Origin of the sequence: Sphingobacterium chungjuense, assembly GCF_011316935.1 — a bacterium.
Classification (GTDB): Bacteria; Bacteroidota; Bacteroidia; order Sphingobacteriales; family Sphingobacteriaceae; genus Sphingobacterium; species Sphingobacterium chungjuense.
In genome coordinates, this window is record NZ_WLYS01000001.1 from 311948 (window position 1) to 331032 (window position 19085).

Sequence of the window (19085 nt, forward strand, 5' to 3'; positions counted from 1 at the left end):
CAATCTTAGATATGGATATCAACTTTATAGGCGAAAACTTATTACCCGGCCAGATCGGTCAGTTTTTCGTTATTTTATCTTTTGGCGCCGCACTGCTTTCTTGTATCGCGTATTTCTTCGCAAGCAAAGATCCGCTAGATACGGCGTGGAAAACGATTGCCAGAGGAGCATTTTGGATCAATACGATCTCGGTCATCACGATCGGTTCTATTCTATTTTATATTATCTACAATCATTTATTCGAATACCATTACGCCTACGCGCACTCTTCAAAAGCCTTACCTACACACTATATCATCTCTTCTTTCTGGGAAGGTCAGGAAGGTAGTTTTTGGTTATGGATGTTCTGGCAATGTGTATTGAGTACGATTTTGGTAGCAACGGCCAAATCGTGGGAAAGTCCGGTGATGACCTTCGTAATGCTTTGTCAGACGTTCTTGGCATCCATGCTGATTGGTGTGGAAGTATTTGGTACACGTGTGGGTAGCTCGCCCTTTATTTTATTGCGCGATGCGATGAACTGGCCAATCTTGAGCGACCCGAATTATCTTTCGATGATTTCTGATGGCCGCGGACTGAATCCACTCTTACAAAATTATTGGATGGTGATCCATCCGCCGACGTTATTTTTAGGATTTGCTTCGATGATCGTTCCGTTTGCATTTGCTGGTGCAGGATTGTGGCAGCGTCGTTACAAAGAATGGATTTCACCAGGATTGCCATGGGCACTTTTTGCTGTCATGATCTTGGGTGCGGGTATTATCATGGGTTCATTCTGGGCCTATGAAGCTTTAAACTTTGGTGGCTTTTGGGCTTGGGATCCTGTAGAAAACGTGTCGATTATTCCATGGTTCACGCTTATCGCAGCCGTGCATGTGATGATCGCGTACAAGAATTCTGGTCACGCCTATTTTACAGCCACTTTTTTGGCTTTAATCAGCTTCGTCTTGGTGATCTACGCTTCTTATCTAACGCGCAGCGGTATTTTGGGCGAAACGTCAGTACACTCATTCACCAGTCTGGGAATGTCTGGCCAGTTGATTATTTTCAATGCTATTTTCTTTTTTGTGATGGTCGGGTTATTAGTATGGCGTCGCAAAGAACTTCCGAGCACACAGAAAGAAGAGGATATTTACTCTCGCGAATTCTGGCTTTTCATTGGTGCGTTGATCTTGACGGTAGCTTGTATTCAGATTATTGCGACCACTTCTATCCCCGTGTTCAATGCTATTTTCGGCACCAAAGTAGCACCTCCGATTGATCCTATTCCACATTACAACAAGTGGCAAGGGGCTTTTGCTGTGGTCGTGATGTTGGTCACCGGTTTTACACAATTCCTAAAATATAAACGTAGCGATGCGAAGAAATTTTGGACTTCGCTCCTCCTTGTCTTAGCCATTACCTTGGTCTTGTCGGCCGGTGTCGTGTATGTGACTAAGGTATACACCAATATCATGTATATTTTGATCACGTTCGGTGCAGTCTTCTGTATACTTGCCAACGGCAAAATATTAACGGATGCGTTTAAAGGCAAATGGCGTCTTGCCGGTTCGGCTGTATCGCATATTGGCTTTGGTTTATTGTTGATCGGTGCTTTAGTTGCTGCCGCAACAAGCGAAGTGATTTCTCAGAACAGCAGCGGTTATATCGCGGTAGCTGGCTTTGATCAAGTCGAAAAACCGGGCGAGAATCTATTCCTTACCGAAGGTGAGCCAGTACAAATGGGTGATTATCGCTTGACCTACATAGGCGATAGCGTAGCGATGCCAAATGTGTTTTACAAGATCAAATACGAAAACATCGACGAGGAAACAGGCAAGGTGAAGGAAGAATTTGTATTAACACCATTTGCGCAAAACAATCCGCAAATGGGTGGATTAATCGGTACGCCTTCTACGAAACATTACGTAACGCACGATATCTACACGTTAATTACGGCAGCGGCATCGGATAGCCACAACAATGATCCAAAGGCGAGTGATAGCGAGAAATCTGGATTTGAAGACTACGACGAGCCAGCAACCTACGAGGTGAATTTGGGTGACACCTTACGCTACCGCAATGGCTTCTTTATCGTAGAAAACATCAATCGTGATGCAAAAATCGAAAACATCCCGAAAGGTGAAGATGATATAGTTTTCGGGTTGAAGATTCGTGTCGTCGCGGCAGATGGCAAAGAGTTTCAGGCAGAACCTTTATTCCTGATTAAGGATGGCAATGTATTCGATTTTCATAAAGATGTAGAAGAGCAGGGCTTACGTTTTCGGTTCTCGAATATAAAGCCGCAAGCAGACAAATTGGAATTAATGGTATACCAAAAACCATTACCAGAGAAAAAATGGGTGGTTTTCAAGGCGATCAAATTCCCATACATCAACTTCTTCTGGTGTGGTACCATCGTGATGACGATTGGTTTCTTGATGGCTATCTACAGACGTTGGAAAGATAATCGCCCACGCACGGCAGCATAATGGACATTGTACTGATCGGAAGCGGAAATGTGGCGCATCATCTGGGTAAAGGATTGCAAGCGGCCGGTCATCGTATTGTACAAGTATATAGTCGTACGGCAGATCATGCGCAGGAATTAGCGAAAGTATTGCACAGCGAATCAATTAATTCACTTGTAGCAATTAGCCCAGATGCCGACTTGTATTTGCTCGCTGTCACAGATCAAGCATTGCCAGAATTGGTACAGCAATTGCCGGCATCTTGGCAAGGGACTGTGGTGCATTGTTCGGGAGCGACTCCATTGGGTTTGTTGGAAAAGAGAGAAAGATATGGTGTGATCTATCCGCCGCAAAGTCTTTCCAAAGACGTGCCCACGGATCTATCTCTTATTCCTTTTGCCATTGAAGGCAATAGTCAGGAGGTTACGGAATTTTTATTAAAGCAGATGAGTGCCATAGCACCGCTATCATTCGAGGCAACTACCGAACAGCGATTGGCTTTGCATCTGGCAGCTGTATTTGCGAACAACTTTTCTAATGCGATGTACCAAATAGCATTTGACATCCTTGCAGCGCAAAACCTTTCGGCAGACTTCATTCGGCCGATCATATTGGAGACGGCGAATAAGGTGCAAAAACGACTTCCTCAAGAAGTACAAACCGGTCCGGCGCGCAGAAATGATGAGCAAACGATGCAAAAGCATTTGGACTATCTCAAACAAGAGCCTGATTGGCAAACGATTTACCAATTAATATCGCAGTTCATTAAAAAAAGTGAGATTTAAAATCTCTTTATTACCAAATAAGTAAATCTTTTTACAGAGCATATATTTCTTCTATATACTCTTTGATCTTCCTAATTTTGCAATACGATTTGTGTGTTATCTAAATAGGATAGAAATCATGATTCAGTAATCAAATGGCCTAATTTTGGCACTGATTACATTAGTAGTATTGAGAAGTGATATTAAATTAATTATATACGTATCATGCGTGTTAGAAATCTGATCCTTGGAACGATCATAATCATCAATCTGATTATTATTTCGTTCGGTTTTATTTTCACCCAAAGTTGGTTTTGGCTGTTAATCATACCGGTTCCCCTATTAATTATCGCCTTGTATCACAGTTTTCAAAGTAGCCATGCTATCTTGAGAAACTATCCTTTGGTAGGCTACTTTCGGTATATTTTTGAATCGATCCGTCCGGAACTTCGTCAATATTTCTGGGAATCAGATACGGATGGTCGTCCATTCAACAGACGTCAGCGTTCGATAGTGTACCAGCGTGCAAAGAACCAACGCGAAACCGTGGCCTTCGGAATGCAGACCGATCCACAAGCGATTGGCAACGAGTGGGCCGCGCATTCGGTATTTCCAGTGCACATCGAAAACCACGATTTACGCACGATGGTCGGCAACTTTCAATGTAAGCAGCCGTATAGTCTGAGTGTATACAATATTTCGGCAATGAGTTACGGTGCATTGAGCCGTACTGCCATCACAGCGCTCAACAAAGGCGCTGCTTTGCAAAATTTTGCACACAATACCGGCGAAGGTGGCATTAGCCAATACCATATTAATGGTGGCGATCTGATTTGGCAGATTGGTACCGGATATTTTGGCTGTCGGGACGATTTGGGCAAGTTTAGCGCAGAATTATTCCGAGAAAAAGCGACTAAGCCTTACGTGAAAATGATTGAAATCAAACTTTCACAAGGTGCAAAACCAGGCCACGGTGGTATTTTGCCTGCGGCAAAAAATACACCAGAAGTCGCTGCCATCCGACATGTGGTACCTGGAACTGATGTCATGTCGCCTCCGGCGCACAATGCTTTTTCTACGGCCGAAGGTTTGATCGAGTTTGTACAACATTTGCGTGATCTTTCCGACGGGAAACCGGTTGGATTCAAGCTTTGCGTGGGTGATAAGCAAGAATTCATTGACATCTGTCATGCGATGCAGCAAACGCAGATTTTCCCTGATTTCATCTCCATCGACGGATCAGAAGGTGGTACTGGTGCAGCTCCGTTGGAGTTTACCGACAACTTAGGAATGCCTCTTTACGATGCCTTGGCTTTTATAACCACCACATTGATTCGTTTCGGTTTGAAGAAACATATCAAGTTGATTGTATCGAGCCGCATTGTAACGGGATTTGATATCTTAAAAGCGGTAGCTTTGGGTGCTGACGCATGTTACAGCGCACGCGGAATGATGTTTGCATTAGGCTGTATCCAGGCCTTAAAATGTAATGAAGACGTTTGTCCGGTTGGTGTGGCTACACAGCGTCCACACTTGTACAAAGGCCTTGATGTGGAGGATAAATATGTACGTGTGGGACAATTCCACCGCAATACCTTACGCGCAACAGTCGAAATTATGGAGGCATGCGGTTTCAAAACATTGGAAGATGTGAGCGCTGATAAGTTTTTCCGTAAAGTAGATAATCAAACCACGCTGAGCTTCCACGAGATTTACTTCCGCAATACGGGTAAGTTTGTCAATAACAGAAGCGGATTTGAACCGGAAATTTTCGAATAAAAAACAAATACAACAAACACAAACAAAGCGAAACCCTTGGCTCACACGAGTCAGGGGTTTACTTTTTTATGGGCAGAACGGTTTCAAAAAAAAATCGGTATATTTAAGAAAGCATTCAAAAATGCGAAGTGTAAACAGTAGCTCGAATGAATTTTTTTTCTTAGGATGCGCTTGTGTTGTTTACGGGGAAAATTTTAAAAAGATCAAATAGATGGAAAGTATTATACCTGTACTTCTTGTTGTTGGTGGATTGATTTACAAAATCTATCAGAATTATCAGGAGGAGATGGAAAAGGCTCGGAAGCGTCAGCAAAATTTACCGAAGAAAACCGCTCCGAAGACCGTGGTTACGGCGCCGCGTACCACCACAGCAAAACGTCGGGAGGCAAACGTACCGGTACCTCCTACGCCAAAACCAGTTTATGATAGACAACTTGGCCGACCAAAGCCGACCAAAATTGTTCGAAAACCAGTGGAGATGCCTGAAAAAATGGTACTAGAACAAGAAGTACCTGTCGAAGTAACGCGTCTGCGCGCGCAAAAGGCTAAACAAAAATCGGCCAAGAAGATGGAATTGGTGAACGTTACAGCGGCTTTGCCACAACAGCAGCAAGCTCATTTTGACTTGAGACAGGCAGTCATTCACGCAGCCATATTAGAGCGGCCGTACGCTGATTAATCTTGTCAAAAGCTACAACTATAGAATCGTGAATTTATCTTGATCTTTTAAGAAAGGTAAGTTCTGCCGCGTTTCTATGAGATCTTTAGGATTTAGTGTAAATGTATATAAATCTTCATCCTCTGGTTTATAATACACCACATCACCAGCAGGCGAAATACACATGGAACCCCCAGAGTAATACGTCTCGTTTCCGTCATGCCCTACTCGATTGACACCAATGACATACGATTGATTTTCAATAGCTCTGGCTGGTATGAGTGCGCGCCAGTGTGCCGAACGTTTGTCTGGCCAGTTCGCGGTGTAAACCAACAAATCGTACGCGTCATTCTCATTGCGAGACCAAACTGGGAAACGTAGATCATAGCACACCATGGGACAGATGCGCCAACCTTTAATATTCAGTATTACACGAGATGATCCAGCGGTGAAATGTTCATCTTCTTGAGCCATGCTGAATAGATGTCGCTTATCGTAATGCACAAATGTACCGTCTGGCGACATCCAGACGAACCGGTTGTAATAACGCCCTTCTTCTTCAATAATTAAAGAACCAGCAACGACGCAATCAAACTTTTTGGAAAGATCAAACATCCAATGCATCGTTGGCCCGGACATTGTCTCCGCACAAGCAGCCACATTCATGGTAAAACCAGTATTGAACATTTCTGGCAGAATGATCAAATCTGTTTTTTCGCGCAGTCCGGATAGGCGAAGTGAGAGGTTTTGCAGATTCTTCTCGGCATTCTCCCAGAATAGGTACGCTTGAAATATTGTTACTTTAATTTGCTCCATAAATACGTGTTCGATCTGCGCCTTTCGGCAACCTTTAATTACAAATTAGGTAATAATTCGCAGTAATCCTAATGGATTAATGTGTGCGAACCATCAGATTCTGTGCTAAATCCAATAAAGCTGACTTCTGAACAACAGCTACAGGAATCCTGTCTAGAGCTTCGTAAGCACGCTCGGAATAGTCTTCTTTTAACTTTTCGGCAATGGCACGTACATCATATTTAGCATACAACTGCTTCGTCGTCTGGATCTTAGTCTCCGCATCCGGCTCGCTTACCAGTTTGGCTAATACCGCAGCATCTTGCGCATCTACGCGTTGCTGCAAATGAATCCGCAATATCGTTTTCTTGTCACACAAAATATCGCCTCCCACTTGCTTTCCAAAATTTTCTGGATTACCATATACATCCAATATATCGTCTTGCAATTGAAATGCGATACCGAGATTGACGCCAAACTGATAGAGCAATTCTTGCTCCTCGGCATTCGCATCTGCTAAAATTGCACCCATTTGCAAGGCTCCGCCTAACAGCACGGAAGTCTTTGCTCGAATCATCGCGATATAGTCATCTTCTGCTACCAGATCCTGCGTTTCAAAATCCATATCTTCTTGCTGCCCTTCGCATACTTCCAATGCCATGCGATTAAACACTTTCAACAGGGCCGGAATCTTGGTCGGTGTACACCGTGCAATCTCTTCGTATGCTTTCACAAGCAAAGCATCGCCAGAAAGAATAGCCACATTTTCACTCCATTTCTTATGTACCGTCATCGCGCCCCGACGTAATGGTGCTTCATCCATAATATCATCATGAATAAGCGAGAAATTATGGAAATACTCTACCGCCAAAGCCGCTGGAATAGTGGATTCCATATCTTTAAAAGCGAATAAATCGGCACCCAACATCACTAGTAAAGGACGAACGCGCTTTCCTGATAAACCCAAAATATAACGTATAGGATCGTACAACTTTGGTGGATCTGTCGGGAATTGGGCTTGCTCAATGGCTTCGGTAATGTGTGTGCTATATGTAGATTGTGTCAGCATGCGAAAGAAAATATGACGAATATACAAAAATAACTACTTTTGATGATCTCATACATGCGCGTACTCTTTGTTCATAACTATTATCAGGATCTTGGTGGAGAAGATGTGGTCTTCCATCAGGAGATGACGGCTTTGTCCGAAGTATCAGGTTATGAAGTCTTTTCACTCACCTATCAGAATAAAAAAGGTTGGAAAGGCTTGTGGCAATTTGGGTGGTCGGCATGGAATATATTTGCGGCGAAAAAATTACGCGACGCGATACGCCGTATCAAACCTGATGTGATCCATTTTCACAATACGCAATATGCGGCGGGACCAATCTTGATTCGTACGGCTAAGAAAGCCGGTATTCCGATAGTGATGTCATTACATAACTTCCGTTTGCTCTGCCCTTCGGCTACGCTGTTTTATCGTGGAAAGTTATTTACCGACAGTGTGTATGCTGCTTTTCCTTGGAAAGGGATTCGAAACCGCGTGCTGGATCATTCCTTTCTGAAAACGGCATTAACGGCCGTTAGTTATTGGATGCACCGCAAAATAGGCACGTGGAAGATGGTGGATCGTTTTCTAGTGTTGGCCGATTTTTCGAAGGATTTGTTCGGAAAAAGTTCACTCGACGTACCTGCTAAACATATCGTTGTGAAACCCAACTTTGTAAATATTACAGTTCCCGACATACTTCCTGAGCGGCAGAAACATTATCTGTATGTGGGTCGATTGTCTGCGGAGAAAGGTATTCTGGAGCTATTAAATGCTTTGCAAAACACGAATTATTCACTTCGCATAGTCGGATCTGGACCCTTAGAAGAGCAAGTGAAAGAGATCGTAAATGCTACGCCGAACTTTTCATACGTGGGTGCGCTGCCGAAGGAAGCTGTATATACGGAATTACTGAATTGCAAATCACTGATCGTACCATCGGTTTGTTACGAAGGCGGAACACCGCTGACGATTATCGAAGGCATGCTGTTACGCACCCCCATTATAGCGAGTGATATTGGCGCTATTGCCGATGCCGTGATAGAAGGGCAAACGGGTTATCGCTTTCAGCCGACAGATGCTACATCGCTCGTGCGAGCAATAGCGCGATTTGAATCTGATAGTGCAGAAATACATCAGCTTATTATCGATCGGGCAGCCAATCAAGCGCAGCGCATGCATAGCCAAAAGCGTATTATGGCTTTATTACAACATGAGTATGATCAAGTTTGCGCTCGAAATACCTAAATTTGTACTATGGCATTCGCATGAGTTGCCGTTTGTCCAATAAAAGAGAATACATATGAATCAAATAATTGTGATGGATGCTATTGGCCTTGCGCCACAGATCCGTGAAGTACTAGAGACCGTGTACGACCCGGAATTAAAACCGGCCAACATTGTGGACTTGGGTTTAGTGTACGAGATCATCACGAAAGCAGATGGTTCGGCAAAAATTGTGATGACGCTTACAGCTCCTGGCTGTCCAGTAGCTGGAGATATTATGGATGAGGTACAACGTAAAGTAGCGGATATTGAAGGCGTCAATCAAGCGGTCGTTGAGCTAACGTTCGACCCACCTTGGAACAGAGACATGATGTCGGAAGAAGCGAAGTTAGAGCTTGGATTTTTGTAGGTTGGGTTTATAGAGGGGTTGATGAAGGAGTGGATAAAGTCAATAAGGTTAATAGAGTTGATACCTTATGTTGCCGCACCTTCGTTCCTCAGGTTAGCAAGGAATCAGCTTAAACCAGACATGACAGCCCTACTCTATCTCGGCAAAATAAGCGCGAAACGCAGCGATCTGTTTCTTATTTAACAGCTCTGCGAGCTGTTCATCACTGGCTTCCCGTGTTTTCTTAGTCGACTTAAAGGTTTTGAGTAGTTTTTCCACCGTCGTCTTACCGATTCCAGGAATCTGTTCCAATTCCGAGACAAAGGTTTTGCGACTGCGTTGATTGCGGTGAAAGGTAATCCCAAATCGGTGTGCTTCATCGCGAAGATGCTGAATAACACGCAATGTTTCTGACTTTTTGTCCAGATACAACGGAAATTGATCACCCGGATAATATAACTCTTCGAGCCGCTTAGCGATACCAATGATGGTGACTTTTTTCTCGATGCCGAGCAGCCGCAAGCTTTTCAAAGCGGCACCTAATTGCCCCTTACCACCATCGATAATAATTAATTGCGGCAACGGTTGATCTTCATCTAACAAGCGACGATAACGGCGAAAAACCGCTTCCTCCATAGTCGCAAAATCATCTGGCCCGACAACGGTCTTCACATTAAAATGCCGATAATCTTTCTTGGAGGGTTTTGCATCCTTGAACACCACAATCGCAGATACAGGGTAATTTCCTTGAATATTGGAATTGTCAAAGCACTCGATATGCTGTGGCAGCACATTCATGCGAAGATCTTTCTGCATCTGAGACAAAATACGCTCCGTCTTCAACTCAGGATTTAGCTTTTCATACTGGTTGAGGCGCTCCTTTTTGAAATACGCCACATTCTTGAGTGACAGATCCAATAGCTTCCGCTTATCGCCCATTTTAGGTACGTGAAAATGGAAGTTTTCATCTTCTTGAATATCCAATTCGAACGGCACTATAATCTCTCTTGACAAACTTTTGAAGCGTGATCTGATCTCTGGTATGGCCAATGCAAGTAATTCCTCATCACTCTCATCCAAGCGTTTCTTCATTTCTAAAGTCTGTGTCTGGATGATTACGCCGTTGACGATTTTTAGAAAGTTGACAAAGGCGTAGCTATCTTCGGAAGCGATGCTAAATACATCCACATTGGTGATGGACGAACTGACAACGGTGGATTTGCTCTGGTAGTTGCCGAGCTTATCCAACTTGAGCTTCAAGGTATGCGCCTGTTCAAAATCCATCTGCTCTACCGCAGATTGCATTTGTTCTTTCAGGCGATTATTTACTACGCTGATTTTGCCGTTGAGAATATCTTTGATATTAGCTAAATTTTGATTGTAAGATTCTTCCTCCTGAAGACCTTCACAAGGTCCTTTGCAATTGCCGATTTGATATTCCAAGCATACTTTGAATTTGCCTTTTTTAATATTCTCTTCGGATAGATTGAGATTGCAGGTACGCAATGGAAATAGCTCACGAATCATATCGAGCACAATGTGCATCATGCCCACGGAGGCGTACGGTCCGTAATAACGCGAACCATCTTTGATGTAACGTCGCGTCCAGTAAATACGCGGAAAACGCTCGTTTTTGATGACAATCCAAGGATAGGTTTTGTCATCTTTGAGCATCACATTGTAGCGAGGCTGATGTTTTTTGATCAAGCTATTTTCGAGCAACCAAGCATCGATCTCGGTATCTACAATGGTGAATGCGATACGATTGATCTTGCGGACCAGCACACGCGTTTTGCCATTGAGCTGATGCGGACTGTTAAAGTAGGAACCTACCCGATTGCGCAGATCTTTGGCCTTGCCAACATATATAAGCTGCTCGTCTTTATCAAAATATTGATAAACACCCGGTTTGTGCGGTATGCGCGTTAATTCCTGCTTGTAATCAAACACTTTTCTATCTTAAAATCCTAGACGATCGTCTTGCAGTGGCGTCTCTTCTGGTACACCAAAGAACTCAGTATGTCTGGAGCAATCGATCTCAAAACGATGAATACCGCCTGGAGGCAATGGAAAATCTTCCTGCGAATAGTTTAATGCTTTGTCAGCATATACCTTCCGCATAAATTTACCAAAAACCGGCATGGCAGAGCGCGCTCCTTGTCCTAATGCGGTGCTGCTAAAGCTAATTCCGCGATCTTCGGCACCCGTCCATACTCCAGTCACCAATTCTGGTGTAATTCCCATAAACCAAGCATCAGCATTGTTATTGGTCGTACCGGTCTTTCCTCCGATTGGATTTTTGAGTCCACCAAAATCCGGATCCCAACGCAATCGACTTCCTGTACCGCCATCTACTACACCTTTTAAAATATCGACCATCGCATAAGCAGTTTCGCTATTGATGGCTTTTACTACTTTTGGTGCTTTCTCGTAAATTGGCGTACCATTTTTGTCTTCTACACGAAGAATCATAGTCGGCTCTACCCAAGTTCCATGATTCACAAAGGCAGCATAAGCGCCCACCATATCAAAGATCGAGGCATCGTACGAGCCTAAAGCGATAGACAGATTGTTTGGAATATCAGAAGTGATTCCCATTTTATGCGTAAAAGAGGCTACGTTATCGGCACCGATTTCGTTGATCAAATATGCCGAAGCCTGATTTTGTGAAAACTTAACCGCATTTTTCAGCGTAATAGGATCTCCTCCACGAATATCTCCGCGCGGACTCCATCCGCCGATATTTTGCTGATGGTTTGGAATGGTATTACATGGTGTGTAACCATTATCTATCGCACAAGCATATACAAAAGGCTTGGCAGTCGATCCTACTTGCCTTGTACCCAATTTAACCTGATCGTATTTGAAATGTTCGAAGTTGATACCACCAACCCACGCTTTAATATGGCCAGTTTGAGGTTCCATAGACATCATGGCATTACGCAAAATCAACTTGGTGTATCGAATAGAATCCAGTGGTGTCATCACCGTATCGATATTTCCTTCCCAACTGAAGATGGTCATCGGTACTGGTTTTTCAAATTCCTTGGCAATATTGCTTTCCGACATGCCTTCATCTTTCAACATCCGGTAGCGATCCGAACGCTTCATTCCTCTTGCCAGAATTTTAGCATTCTCCCCAGAGAAAGCATCGCGGCGACGCCATTCTTTGCTAAACTCACTTTGCAACTTACTCATCCACTCCTTCTGTGCATCTTCCGCATGCTGTTGCATTTGATAGTTGATCGGTGTATACACGCGTAAGCCATCGCGATCCAGATCATACGGAGTGCCATCTGGCTTGGTAATAGCAAGTCGTTTGAATTCTTGACGGATCTGCTCTTTGAGCACCGCACGGAAATAAGGACCTATTCCTTCGGAATAGCTGGAAATGCGTAATTGCAAATCAAGTCCTTCTTGTTTGAAAGCTTCGTAATCGTTTTGAGAAAGATAGCCTTGCTCTACCATATTATGCATGACCAGATTTCTTCTGTTGAGTGCATTTTCTGGATAGCGCACAGGCGAATAGATTCCTGGGCCTTTGAGCATACCAACCAATAGCGCTGCTTGAGGTGCTGTCAACTGATCTGGGGTAGTATTGAAATAAGTACGCGCAGCCGACTTGATACCAAAAGTATTGTACGCTCCGAAATCTACCGTATTGAAATACATCATGATGATTTCGTCTTTGGTATAGTTCCGTTCTAATCGTACCGCGGTAATCCATTCCTGAAACTTCTGCATAACGCGTTTTAGGAAACTTTTCTCGCGTCTTTCGGAGAAAAGATTCAGCGCTAGCTGTTGCGTAATCGTACTTCCCCCTTGCTTGTTGCCTGCGAGCGTGTGAAAGATTACGCTGATCGTACGCGAATAATCGATTCCGGAATGTTTGTAGAAACGTTTATCTTCCGTTGAAACTAGCGCGTGCACTAAAGCTGGAGACAATTCGCTATACCGCACATTGGATCTATTATGCACATAATAGGTTCCTAACACACGATTATCATCGGTAATGATTTCGGAAGCTAAATTGCTATTGGGGTTTTCTAGATCTTCGAATGATGGCAGCTGTCCAAATACGCCAATACGTACACTAACCATAAACAGTATCGCGAAAAGAACAAAACCGACGATAACTTTCCAAAACAGGCCTGTATACCGTTTTACGTCATCCGGTGTAAGTTTGCTATTTTTCGACTCTCTCTTCATAAAACAATTTTATAAATTATAGGTGGTTTTTAGACAGCCCGAAGGAGTATCACGACGACCCATGTTTTTCAGCTACAAAAATATCATAATTTTTGGGAGGAATGGAGATATTTTATATAGTTCGCTAATACAAACCCGTTTCCGTACAGGTAGTTGATGCAAATAATTAAAATTAACAGTGGAATGGTGAGTTGCTAAAATAAAACTTAGCGGATGGAAATCCTCTTGATGACAGTTTCGCTACCTGATGTTACACGTACGAAATAAAAACCAGCTGGCAATTTGCTATTGGTATCGAAGTTCAAACTTTGCACACCACCATCTAATTCTCCATTCATCAAACTCATCACCTCATTGCCTAAGGCATCCATTACTCGGATAGAAACATGACTGAGTTTAGAAAGTTTGAAGGAAACAGCTACTTGCTCCGCAACAGGATTATAGAAAACTTTGACATTGGTAATGGCTTTATCATTCAACTCTACAGTGGACATCACATCACGACGTGTACGCGATGCAATAGAAGCTAATTGATTGTTGGATAAAGAAACACTTGAAGCTGTATCCAATTTAAATAAAATGTGCGCCTCCGTCGCATAAGACGTATTGGCAACTACTACCAGTGCTACTACACTGATATAAAGCCAAGTCCGGAAATGCTGAAGATGCTTTTTCATTTAATTTATTATTCTGTTTTTAATTGGCGTCGTAGCCAACAACGAATCTTTAATTGGATGTTTCCTTGTATACAAATATAACCTTTAAACTGAGATTTTGTTGACCTTCTGCACATTTTTTTAAGGTCTTTAACAATTTTTAACCCAGACCAACGTTATCACCGCCCCAGCGGTCAAAAACGAAGATTTTATTTAAAAGGTTATACTGTTTTTTTTGATTTCGTCGTATTTACGCTCGATTTTCGGTATTTAATTTCGAATTTTTATAACCGTAGGCAAAATACACGACCAAACCGATCAATAACCAGATCACAAAGATGATCCAATTGCTCGCACCTAACTCACTCATGAGGTAAAGATTGATCAGAATACCAATCACCGGAAGTAATGAAAAATTGTGTTTAAAGCTTAACACACTTAAGACTAACCATACTAGCCAAAAAACAATCACCAAAGAATTGTGTAGCAATGTATTCCCCAATTTTGCGTCGTGCGCTCCACTCAGTGGGGCACCATATAGATAAACCAACACTAGGCCGATTATAAAGCCCAACCCGACAATGTATTTACCATTGACATATGGCACTTTAAATTTTGCTTTTGCGGTTAATCCGGCGTGATCCATATAAAGTACACCACCGCAAACCATAATGAAGGCAAAGAAAGTCCCGACGCTGGTGAGATCGACAAAGAAATCCATCTTGAAGAATAATGCTGGCACGGCTACCACAATACCCGTGATGATTGTCGCAAAGGAAGGTGTTTTATATTTTGGGTGGATGGTAGCAAACTTCTTCCACAATAGCCCATCGCGACTCATTGTCATCCAGATTCTTGGCTGAGCCAATTGAAATACTAAAAGTGCACTGGTAATAGCAATAACGGAAGTAACGGAAACAATACCAGCCATGTGATCAAATCCAACGTATGAAAAAACGTAAGCCAGCGGATCTTTTACATTCAACGCGCTGTAGTTGACCATACCGGTCAAAACCAAGGTGATACACACGTACAATACGGCGCAGATCAGCAAACAGTAAATCATCGCGCGTGGAAGATCACGCTGCGGATTTTTACTTTCTTCGGCTGTCGTGGAAATGGAGTCGAATCCGATAAAGGCAAAAAATACCGCTGCTACGCCACTGAGCACACCTTCCATCCCATTGGGCGCAAACGGCGTCCAATTTTCGGGCTTAACGAAAAACATGCCACAAAAGATAACAGCTAGAATAACGCCGATCTTGACGAGTACCATAAAGTTACTCGCACGGCGCGATTCCTTAATTCCTATATACACGAGCCACGTGACGAATACCGTCACCAAACCTGCTGGCAAATCGAAAATAATCGGTAGATCAAAGACTCGAGGTGCAGTTTCATAGGCTTGCAAAGCAATTCTATCGATACCTTCTAAATTAGCAATCCCAACTTCCAACATTTTTGCATGTGCGTCAAAGGCGTATGCGGGAGCCATCGTCAACCATTTGGGTACCAAAACCCCAAACCCTTCTAACATTGACACGAAGTATTGTGACCAAGATATGGCTACCACCATGTTCGAAACAGCATATTCTAATACCAATGCCCAACCAATAATCCAAGCGAATAATTCACCAAAAGACACATAAGCATAGGTGTATGCACTACCCGAAACCGGCACAGCACTGGCAAACTGAGCATAAGATAAAGCCGTAAAAACACAGGCAAATGCCACAAAAAGAAAAAGTAAAGAAATAGCCGGTCCACCATTGTAACTGGCTAGCCCAATTGTACTAAAGATCCCTGCCCCTACGATAGCGGCAATCCCCAAAGAAACTAAATCACGCACTCCAAGTACGCGCGCTAGTCCAGAACCTCCTTTTTGTGAATCAAGCAGAATCTGATCTATGCTTTTCTTGCGGAAAAGCTTGTTATTACCCATAGAAAATCGTGTTAGTCAACTCGTGGCAGTTAAGAATAATTGTATTCAATTCAACTACAAATGTCTAAAAATAATCCTTTAATCATGTATAATTGTTTGCTTATATGCGAAGAAGTAGCAATAAATATGATCAAAATCAGCGGAATCACATAGCTGTGCTACGGCTAAAGCAGCATGATATATAAGATTTAAATAGCCGAATAATGAACTTAGAAATCGTACGCTCACGATAATACAATTCGCACTTGTCTAAACGACTGTTAGTTTATTATTTACGAATCGGTATATATCTCGAAAGTCGTCTAGTGACTCAGCCGCATACTCTTCTAAGGCATTACCAAGCGCATATCGATCGGCTTCTGTTTCCTGAAAACTCCAGACTCGCTTAGAAATATTGAATAAAGGCACAGGCAAACTCCTTAGGTCGGCATACTCATGTATGTATTTCCATTCCAAAAACTGATCGTAAAAATGAAAAAACTTGTTGGTATCTACCAAGCCAATGATTTCCAAAAACCGCTTCAATATCGGTCGGTTGACGTGGGCAAGGTGCTCATACAATCGGTTTACATTGACCATTTGATGTTCTATTAGCAGATGATCAAGCAGCAATTCTAAAGATATATGCCCCATAAAAGAAGCTCGTATGGGCAGATGGCTCAATATCGGATCAAGCTTCTTACGAAGCTGATGGTTGTGTTCTAGAAAAAATGGACTGCTATGGAAGACCTTATCAACATCCACATGTCGATACCAACCTTGGTAGATTTCGATCAGCTGAGGATGCGCAAATAATTGCTCTTCAAACCGATTGGGATGAAAAACATAATCTTTATCCGCATTTTTCAGCAAATCAGGCAATAAGCAGCCTACCACCCGCGCCGACTCGGATGCATAACGTTCAAAATAGAAATGCGAAAGAAAGTTCACTTGCTGAATGGATTGATCAAACCGAATATAATAACTGTAAGATACACTTTAAGTTTTATCTTTGCAATCTTAGTATAATGTTAACAAATTAGTGACTTATGCGTTCGTGTGGTATTGCAACAGATACGAAACTCCACTACAACAACATAAGCACTTAAAAATCAAATCATTTAAAGATGAATTTTGTAGAAGAATTGCGTTGGCGTGGCATGCTCCAGGATATTATGCCCGGTACAGAAGAGGTATTGAGTAACGAGCGCGTTGCGGGATATATCGGCTTCGATCCGACAGGAGATTCTTTGCACGTAGGTCATCTTACACAGATCATGACCTTGATCCACTTTCAATCTGCCGGGCACAAACCCTTCGCATTAGTTGGTGGCGCCACAGGTATGATCGGAGATCCTTCGTTCAAGTCCGCAGAACGCAATCTATTGGATGAAAGCACTTTGCAACACAATCTTAATGGATTGAAGGCGCAGCTTTCGAAGTTCCTGTCTTTCGGCGAAGGCGAGACAGATGCAAAAATGGTCAACAATTATGACTGGTTTAAGGATTTCAGCTTCTTGGATTTTATTCGGGATGTCGGTAAGTTAATTACCGTCAATTATATGATGTCCAAGGATTCGGTGAAGAAGCGATTGGAAGGCGAAAATGGTCTTTCATTCACGGAGTTTACCTATCAGCTGATCCAAGGATACGACTTCTATTATTTGTGGAAACACCACAATTGCAAAATACAGATGGGTGGCTCCGATCAGTGGGGCAATATCGTGACCGGCAGTGAGATGATTCGTCGCATAGATCAAGGAAGTGCTCATGCTTTGACAACACAATTGATCAAAAAATCGGATGGCCAGAAATTTGGTAAAACAGAATCTGGTGCAGTATGGCTTGATCCGAAAAAAACTTCGCCTTACAAATTCTACCAATTTTGGCTTAATGCAACCGATGATGACGCAAAAAGCTGGATCAAAATCTTCACGTTAAAGACAAAAGAAGAGATCGACGCCATCATTGCGGAGCACGATCAAGCGCCACATTTACGTGTGGTACAAAAGGCTTTGGCGCAAGATATTACGATTCGCACACACTCAGTAGAGGCTTACGAGACGGCGATCAAAACATCGGATTTCTTATTCAACAATGGCTCGTTGGATTTCTTGGCTTCACTTAGTGAAGAAGAGGTGCGCGAAGTATTCGAAGGCTTGCCACAATTCGATCTAAGTCTTACAGAATTAAGCAATGGTATCCCTATTTTAGATTTGCTGGCGGTGAACACGCAAATATTTTCTTCGAAAGGTGAGGCACGTAAAATGCTGCAAGGTGGTGGCGTGTCGCTCAACCGCGAAAAAATAGCCGACGGAGAGCTTTTGGTATCAAGCAATCATTTGATCAATGATCGGTACATCATTGCCCAAAGAGGTAAGAAAAACTATTATTTAATTGTCGTGAAGGACTAATTAAGGGTGTTGAATCACCGTATATAGCGAATTCTGATCATTGCGATCTTTCGCTACTAATGAACCTGTCAACCAAATGGTATACACCCCTTGGTTGACAGGTTTTAATTCGAAAGCATAACTCCCCCGTATGCCACCAGCTGTCATAAACTGCAATGGATAATCCGCAACATCATACGTCGCAAATGCTGAAACCTTTCCTGCCCCCAACGTATTAAAGAATCCAACTCGATCCGTGGATGTACCTACGGAAACTGTTAATCCATCTGGATTTGTATTGACAAATCGCACTTTAAACTGACCACTTCTCGGCAATAGCAAATCATCTTCAACCAAGGTGGATTGTATAGGGTTGCCACTGGTGAGTAGCAGAGAATAATTTCGGCCTGCAATTAAGTTTAAATCGCTCGCTGGTGGAGACAACGTTTGGTTGCCATAGCGGACATTAAGGGTCAGTCTTTTACCACCAGGATATACCGTTTTATGCCGCATAAACTCTCCGTACCGCAACATATCAATCGTCGTATTTTGTCGTTCGCCATTTAAAAACACCTCCATCTGATCAGAACCAGGAACGCCATTAAATATCGCTAATACAGCCATTTGATTAGCAGCATCGTTACTTAATTGATCTGACAATAGATCGTTGTTATTACACGAAGTGAATAACAAGGAAACTGCGGCTAGGAATGCACAAAATTTTCTCATGATAAATCTTTTTGAAATGCCTATTCTCTGGCACTCATACCGTAACAAACGTTGCTAGCATGATACTC

The 19085-nt window shown here is 42.8% G+C and carries 15 protein-coding genes; 7 read left to right on the forward strand and 8 right to left on the reverse strand.

Annotation, left to right across the window (positions count from 1 at the left end; all coding sequences use genetic code 11):
• Positions 1-11: 11 nt before the first annotated feature.
• From GKO22_RS01425 to GKO22_RS01440, 4 genes are all read left to right on the forward strand, one after another.
• On the forward strand, positions 12-2471 hold the full coding sequence (locus GKO22_RS01425; protein WP_166332349.1) for a heme lyase CcmF/NrfE family subunit: 2460 nt from the start codon (positions 12-14) through the stop codon (positions 2469-2471).
• Entirely contained in the window at positions 2471-3235 is a 765-nt protein-coding gene (locus tag GKO22_RS01430; protein ID WP_166332350.1) for a Rossmann-like and DUF2520 domain-containing protein, read from the forward strand. The genes GKO22_RS01425 and GKO22_RS01430 overlap by 1 nt, the downstream gene beginning before the upstream one ends.
• A gap of 204 nt (positions 3236-3439) precedes the next feature.
• The gene (locus GKO22_RS01435) at positions 3440-4993 is read left to right on the forward strand and encodes an FMN-binding glutamate synthase family protein (RefSeq protein WP_166332351.1); all 1554 of its coding nucleotides are present in this window, start codon (positions 3440-3442) and stop codon (positions 4991-4993) included.
• 211 nt (positions 4994-5204) lie between these two features.
• Positions 5205-5672 (forward strand): hypothetical protein, encoded by a 468-nt coding sequence (locus GKO22_RS01440; RefSeq protein ID WP_166332352.1) that lies wholly within the window; start codon positions 5205-5207, stop codon positions 5670-5672.
• Positions 5673-5690: 18 nt separating this feature from the next.
• Here GKO22_RS01440 and GKO22_RS01445 read toward each other — a convergent pair whose 3' ends face one another.
• Together GKO22_RS01445 and GKO22_RS01450 are read right to left on the reverse strand one after the other, a co-directional pair.
• Complete coding sequence (locus GKO22_RS01445) at positions 5691-6467, reverse strand: amidohydrolase (protein ID WP_166332353.1); 777 nt, start codon at positions 6465-6467, stop codon at positions 5691-5693.
• A gap of 76 nt (positions 6468-6543) precedes the next feature.
• Positions 6544-7515 (reverse strand): polyprenyl synthetase family protein, encoded by a 972-nt coding sequence (locus tag GKO22_RS01450; RefSeq protein ID WP_166332354.1) that lies wholly within the window; start codon positions 7513-7515, stop codon positions 6544-6546.
• Between the two features lie 42 nt (positions 7516-7557).
• Between GKO22_RS01450 and GKO22_RS01455 the strand changes: the two genes are divergently transcribed.
• Positions 7558-8742: a glycosyltransferase gene (locus tag GKO22_RS01455; RefSeq protein ID WP_166332355.1), complete on the forward strand. Its 1185-nt coding sequence runs from the start codon at positions 7558-7560 to the stop codon at positions 8740-8742.
• Between the two features lie 55 nt (positions 8743-8797).
• Positions 8798-9130, forward strand: a complete 333-nt coding sequence (locus GKO22_RS01460; protein ID WP_166332356.1) for a metal-sulfur cluster assembly factor — start codon at positions 8798-8800, stop codon at positions 9128-9130.
• 129 nt (positions 9131-9259) lie between these two features.
• Here the strand turns inward: GKO22_RS01460 and uvrC are convergent, their stop codons facing one another.
• From uvrC to GKO22_RS01485, 5 genes are all read right to left on the reverse strand, one after another.
• A complete protein-coding gene (gene uvrC / locus GKO22_RS01465) occupies positions 9260-11059 on the reverse strand; it encodes an excinuclease ABC subunit UvrC (protein ID WP_166332357.1) in 1800 nt (599 codons plus the stop codon).
• Positions 11060-11068: 9 nt separating this feature from the next.
• Complete coding sequence (locus GKO22_RS01470) at positions 11069-13318, reverse strand: penicillin-binding protein 1A (RefSeq protein ID WP_166332358.1); 2250 nt, start codon at positions 13316-13318, stop codon at positions 11069-11071.
• Between the two features lie 206 nt (positions 13319-13524).
• The gene (locus tag GKO22_RS01475; protein WP_166332359.1) at positions 13525-13995 is read right to left on the reverse strand and encodes a T9SS type A sorting domain-containing protein; all 471 of its coding nucleotides are present in this window, start codon (positions 13993-13995) and stop codon (positions 13525-13527) included.
• 229 nt (positions 13996-14224) lie between these two features.
• Positions 14225-15916, reverse strand: a complete 1692-nt coding sequence (locus GKO22_RS01480; protein ID WP_166332360.1) for an amino acid permease — start codon at positions 15914-15916, stop codon at positions 14225-14227.
• Positions 15917-16165: 249 nt separating this feature from the next.
• Positions 16166-16846, reverse strand: a complete 681-nt coding sequence (locus GKO22_RS01485) for a hypothetical protein (RefSeq protein ID WP_166332361.1) — start codon at positions 16844-16846, stop codon at positions 16166-16168.
• Between the two features lie 176 nt (positions 16847-17022).
• Here GKO22_RS01485 and tyrS point away from each other — a divergent pair, with 176 nt between their 5' ends.
• The gene (gene tyrS / locus GKO22_RS01490) at positions 17023-18309 is read left to right on the forward strand and encodes a tyrosine--tRNA ligase (protein ID WP_166332362.1); all 1287 of its coding nucleotides are present in this window, start codon (positions 17023-17025) and stop codon (positions 18307-18309) included.
• Here the strand turns inward: tyrS and GKO22_RS01495 are convergent, their stop codons facing one another.
• Positions 18310-19017, reverse strand: a complete 708-nt coding sequence (locus tag GKO22_RS01495; protein ID WP_166332363.1) for a DUF4397 domain-containing protein — start codon at positions 19015-19017, stop codon at positions 18310-18312.
• Between the last annotated feature and the right edge of the window lie 68 nt (positions 19018-19085).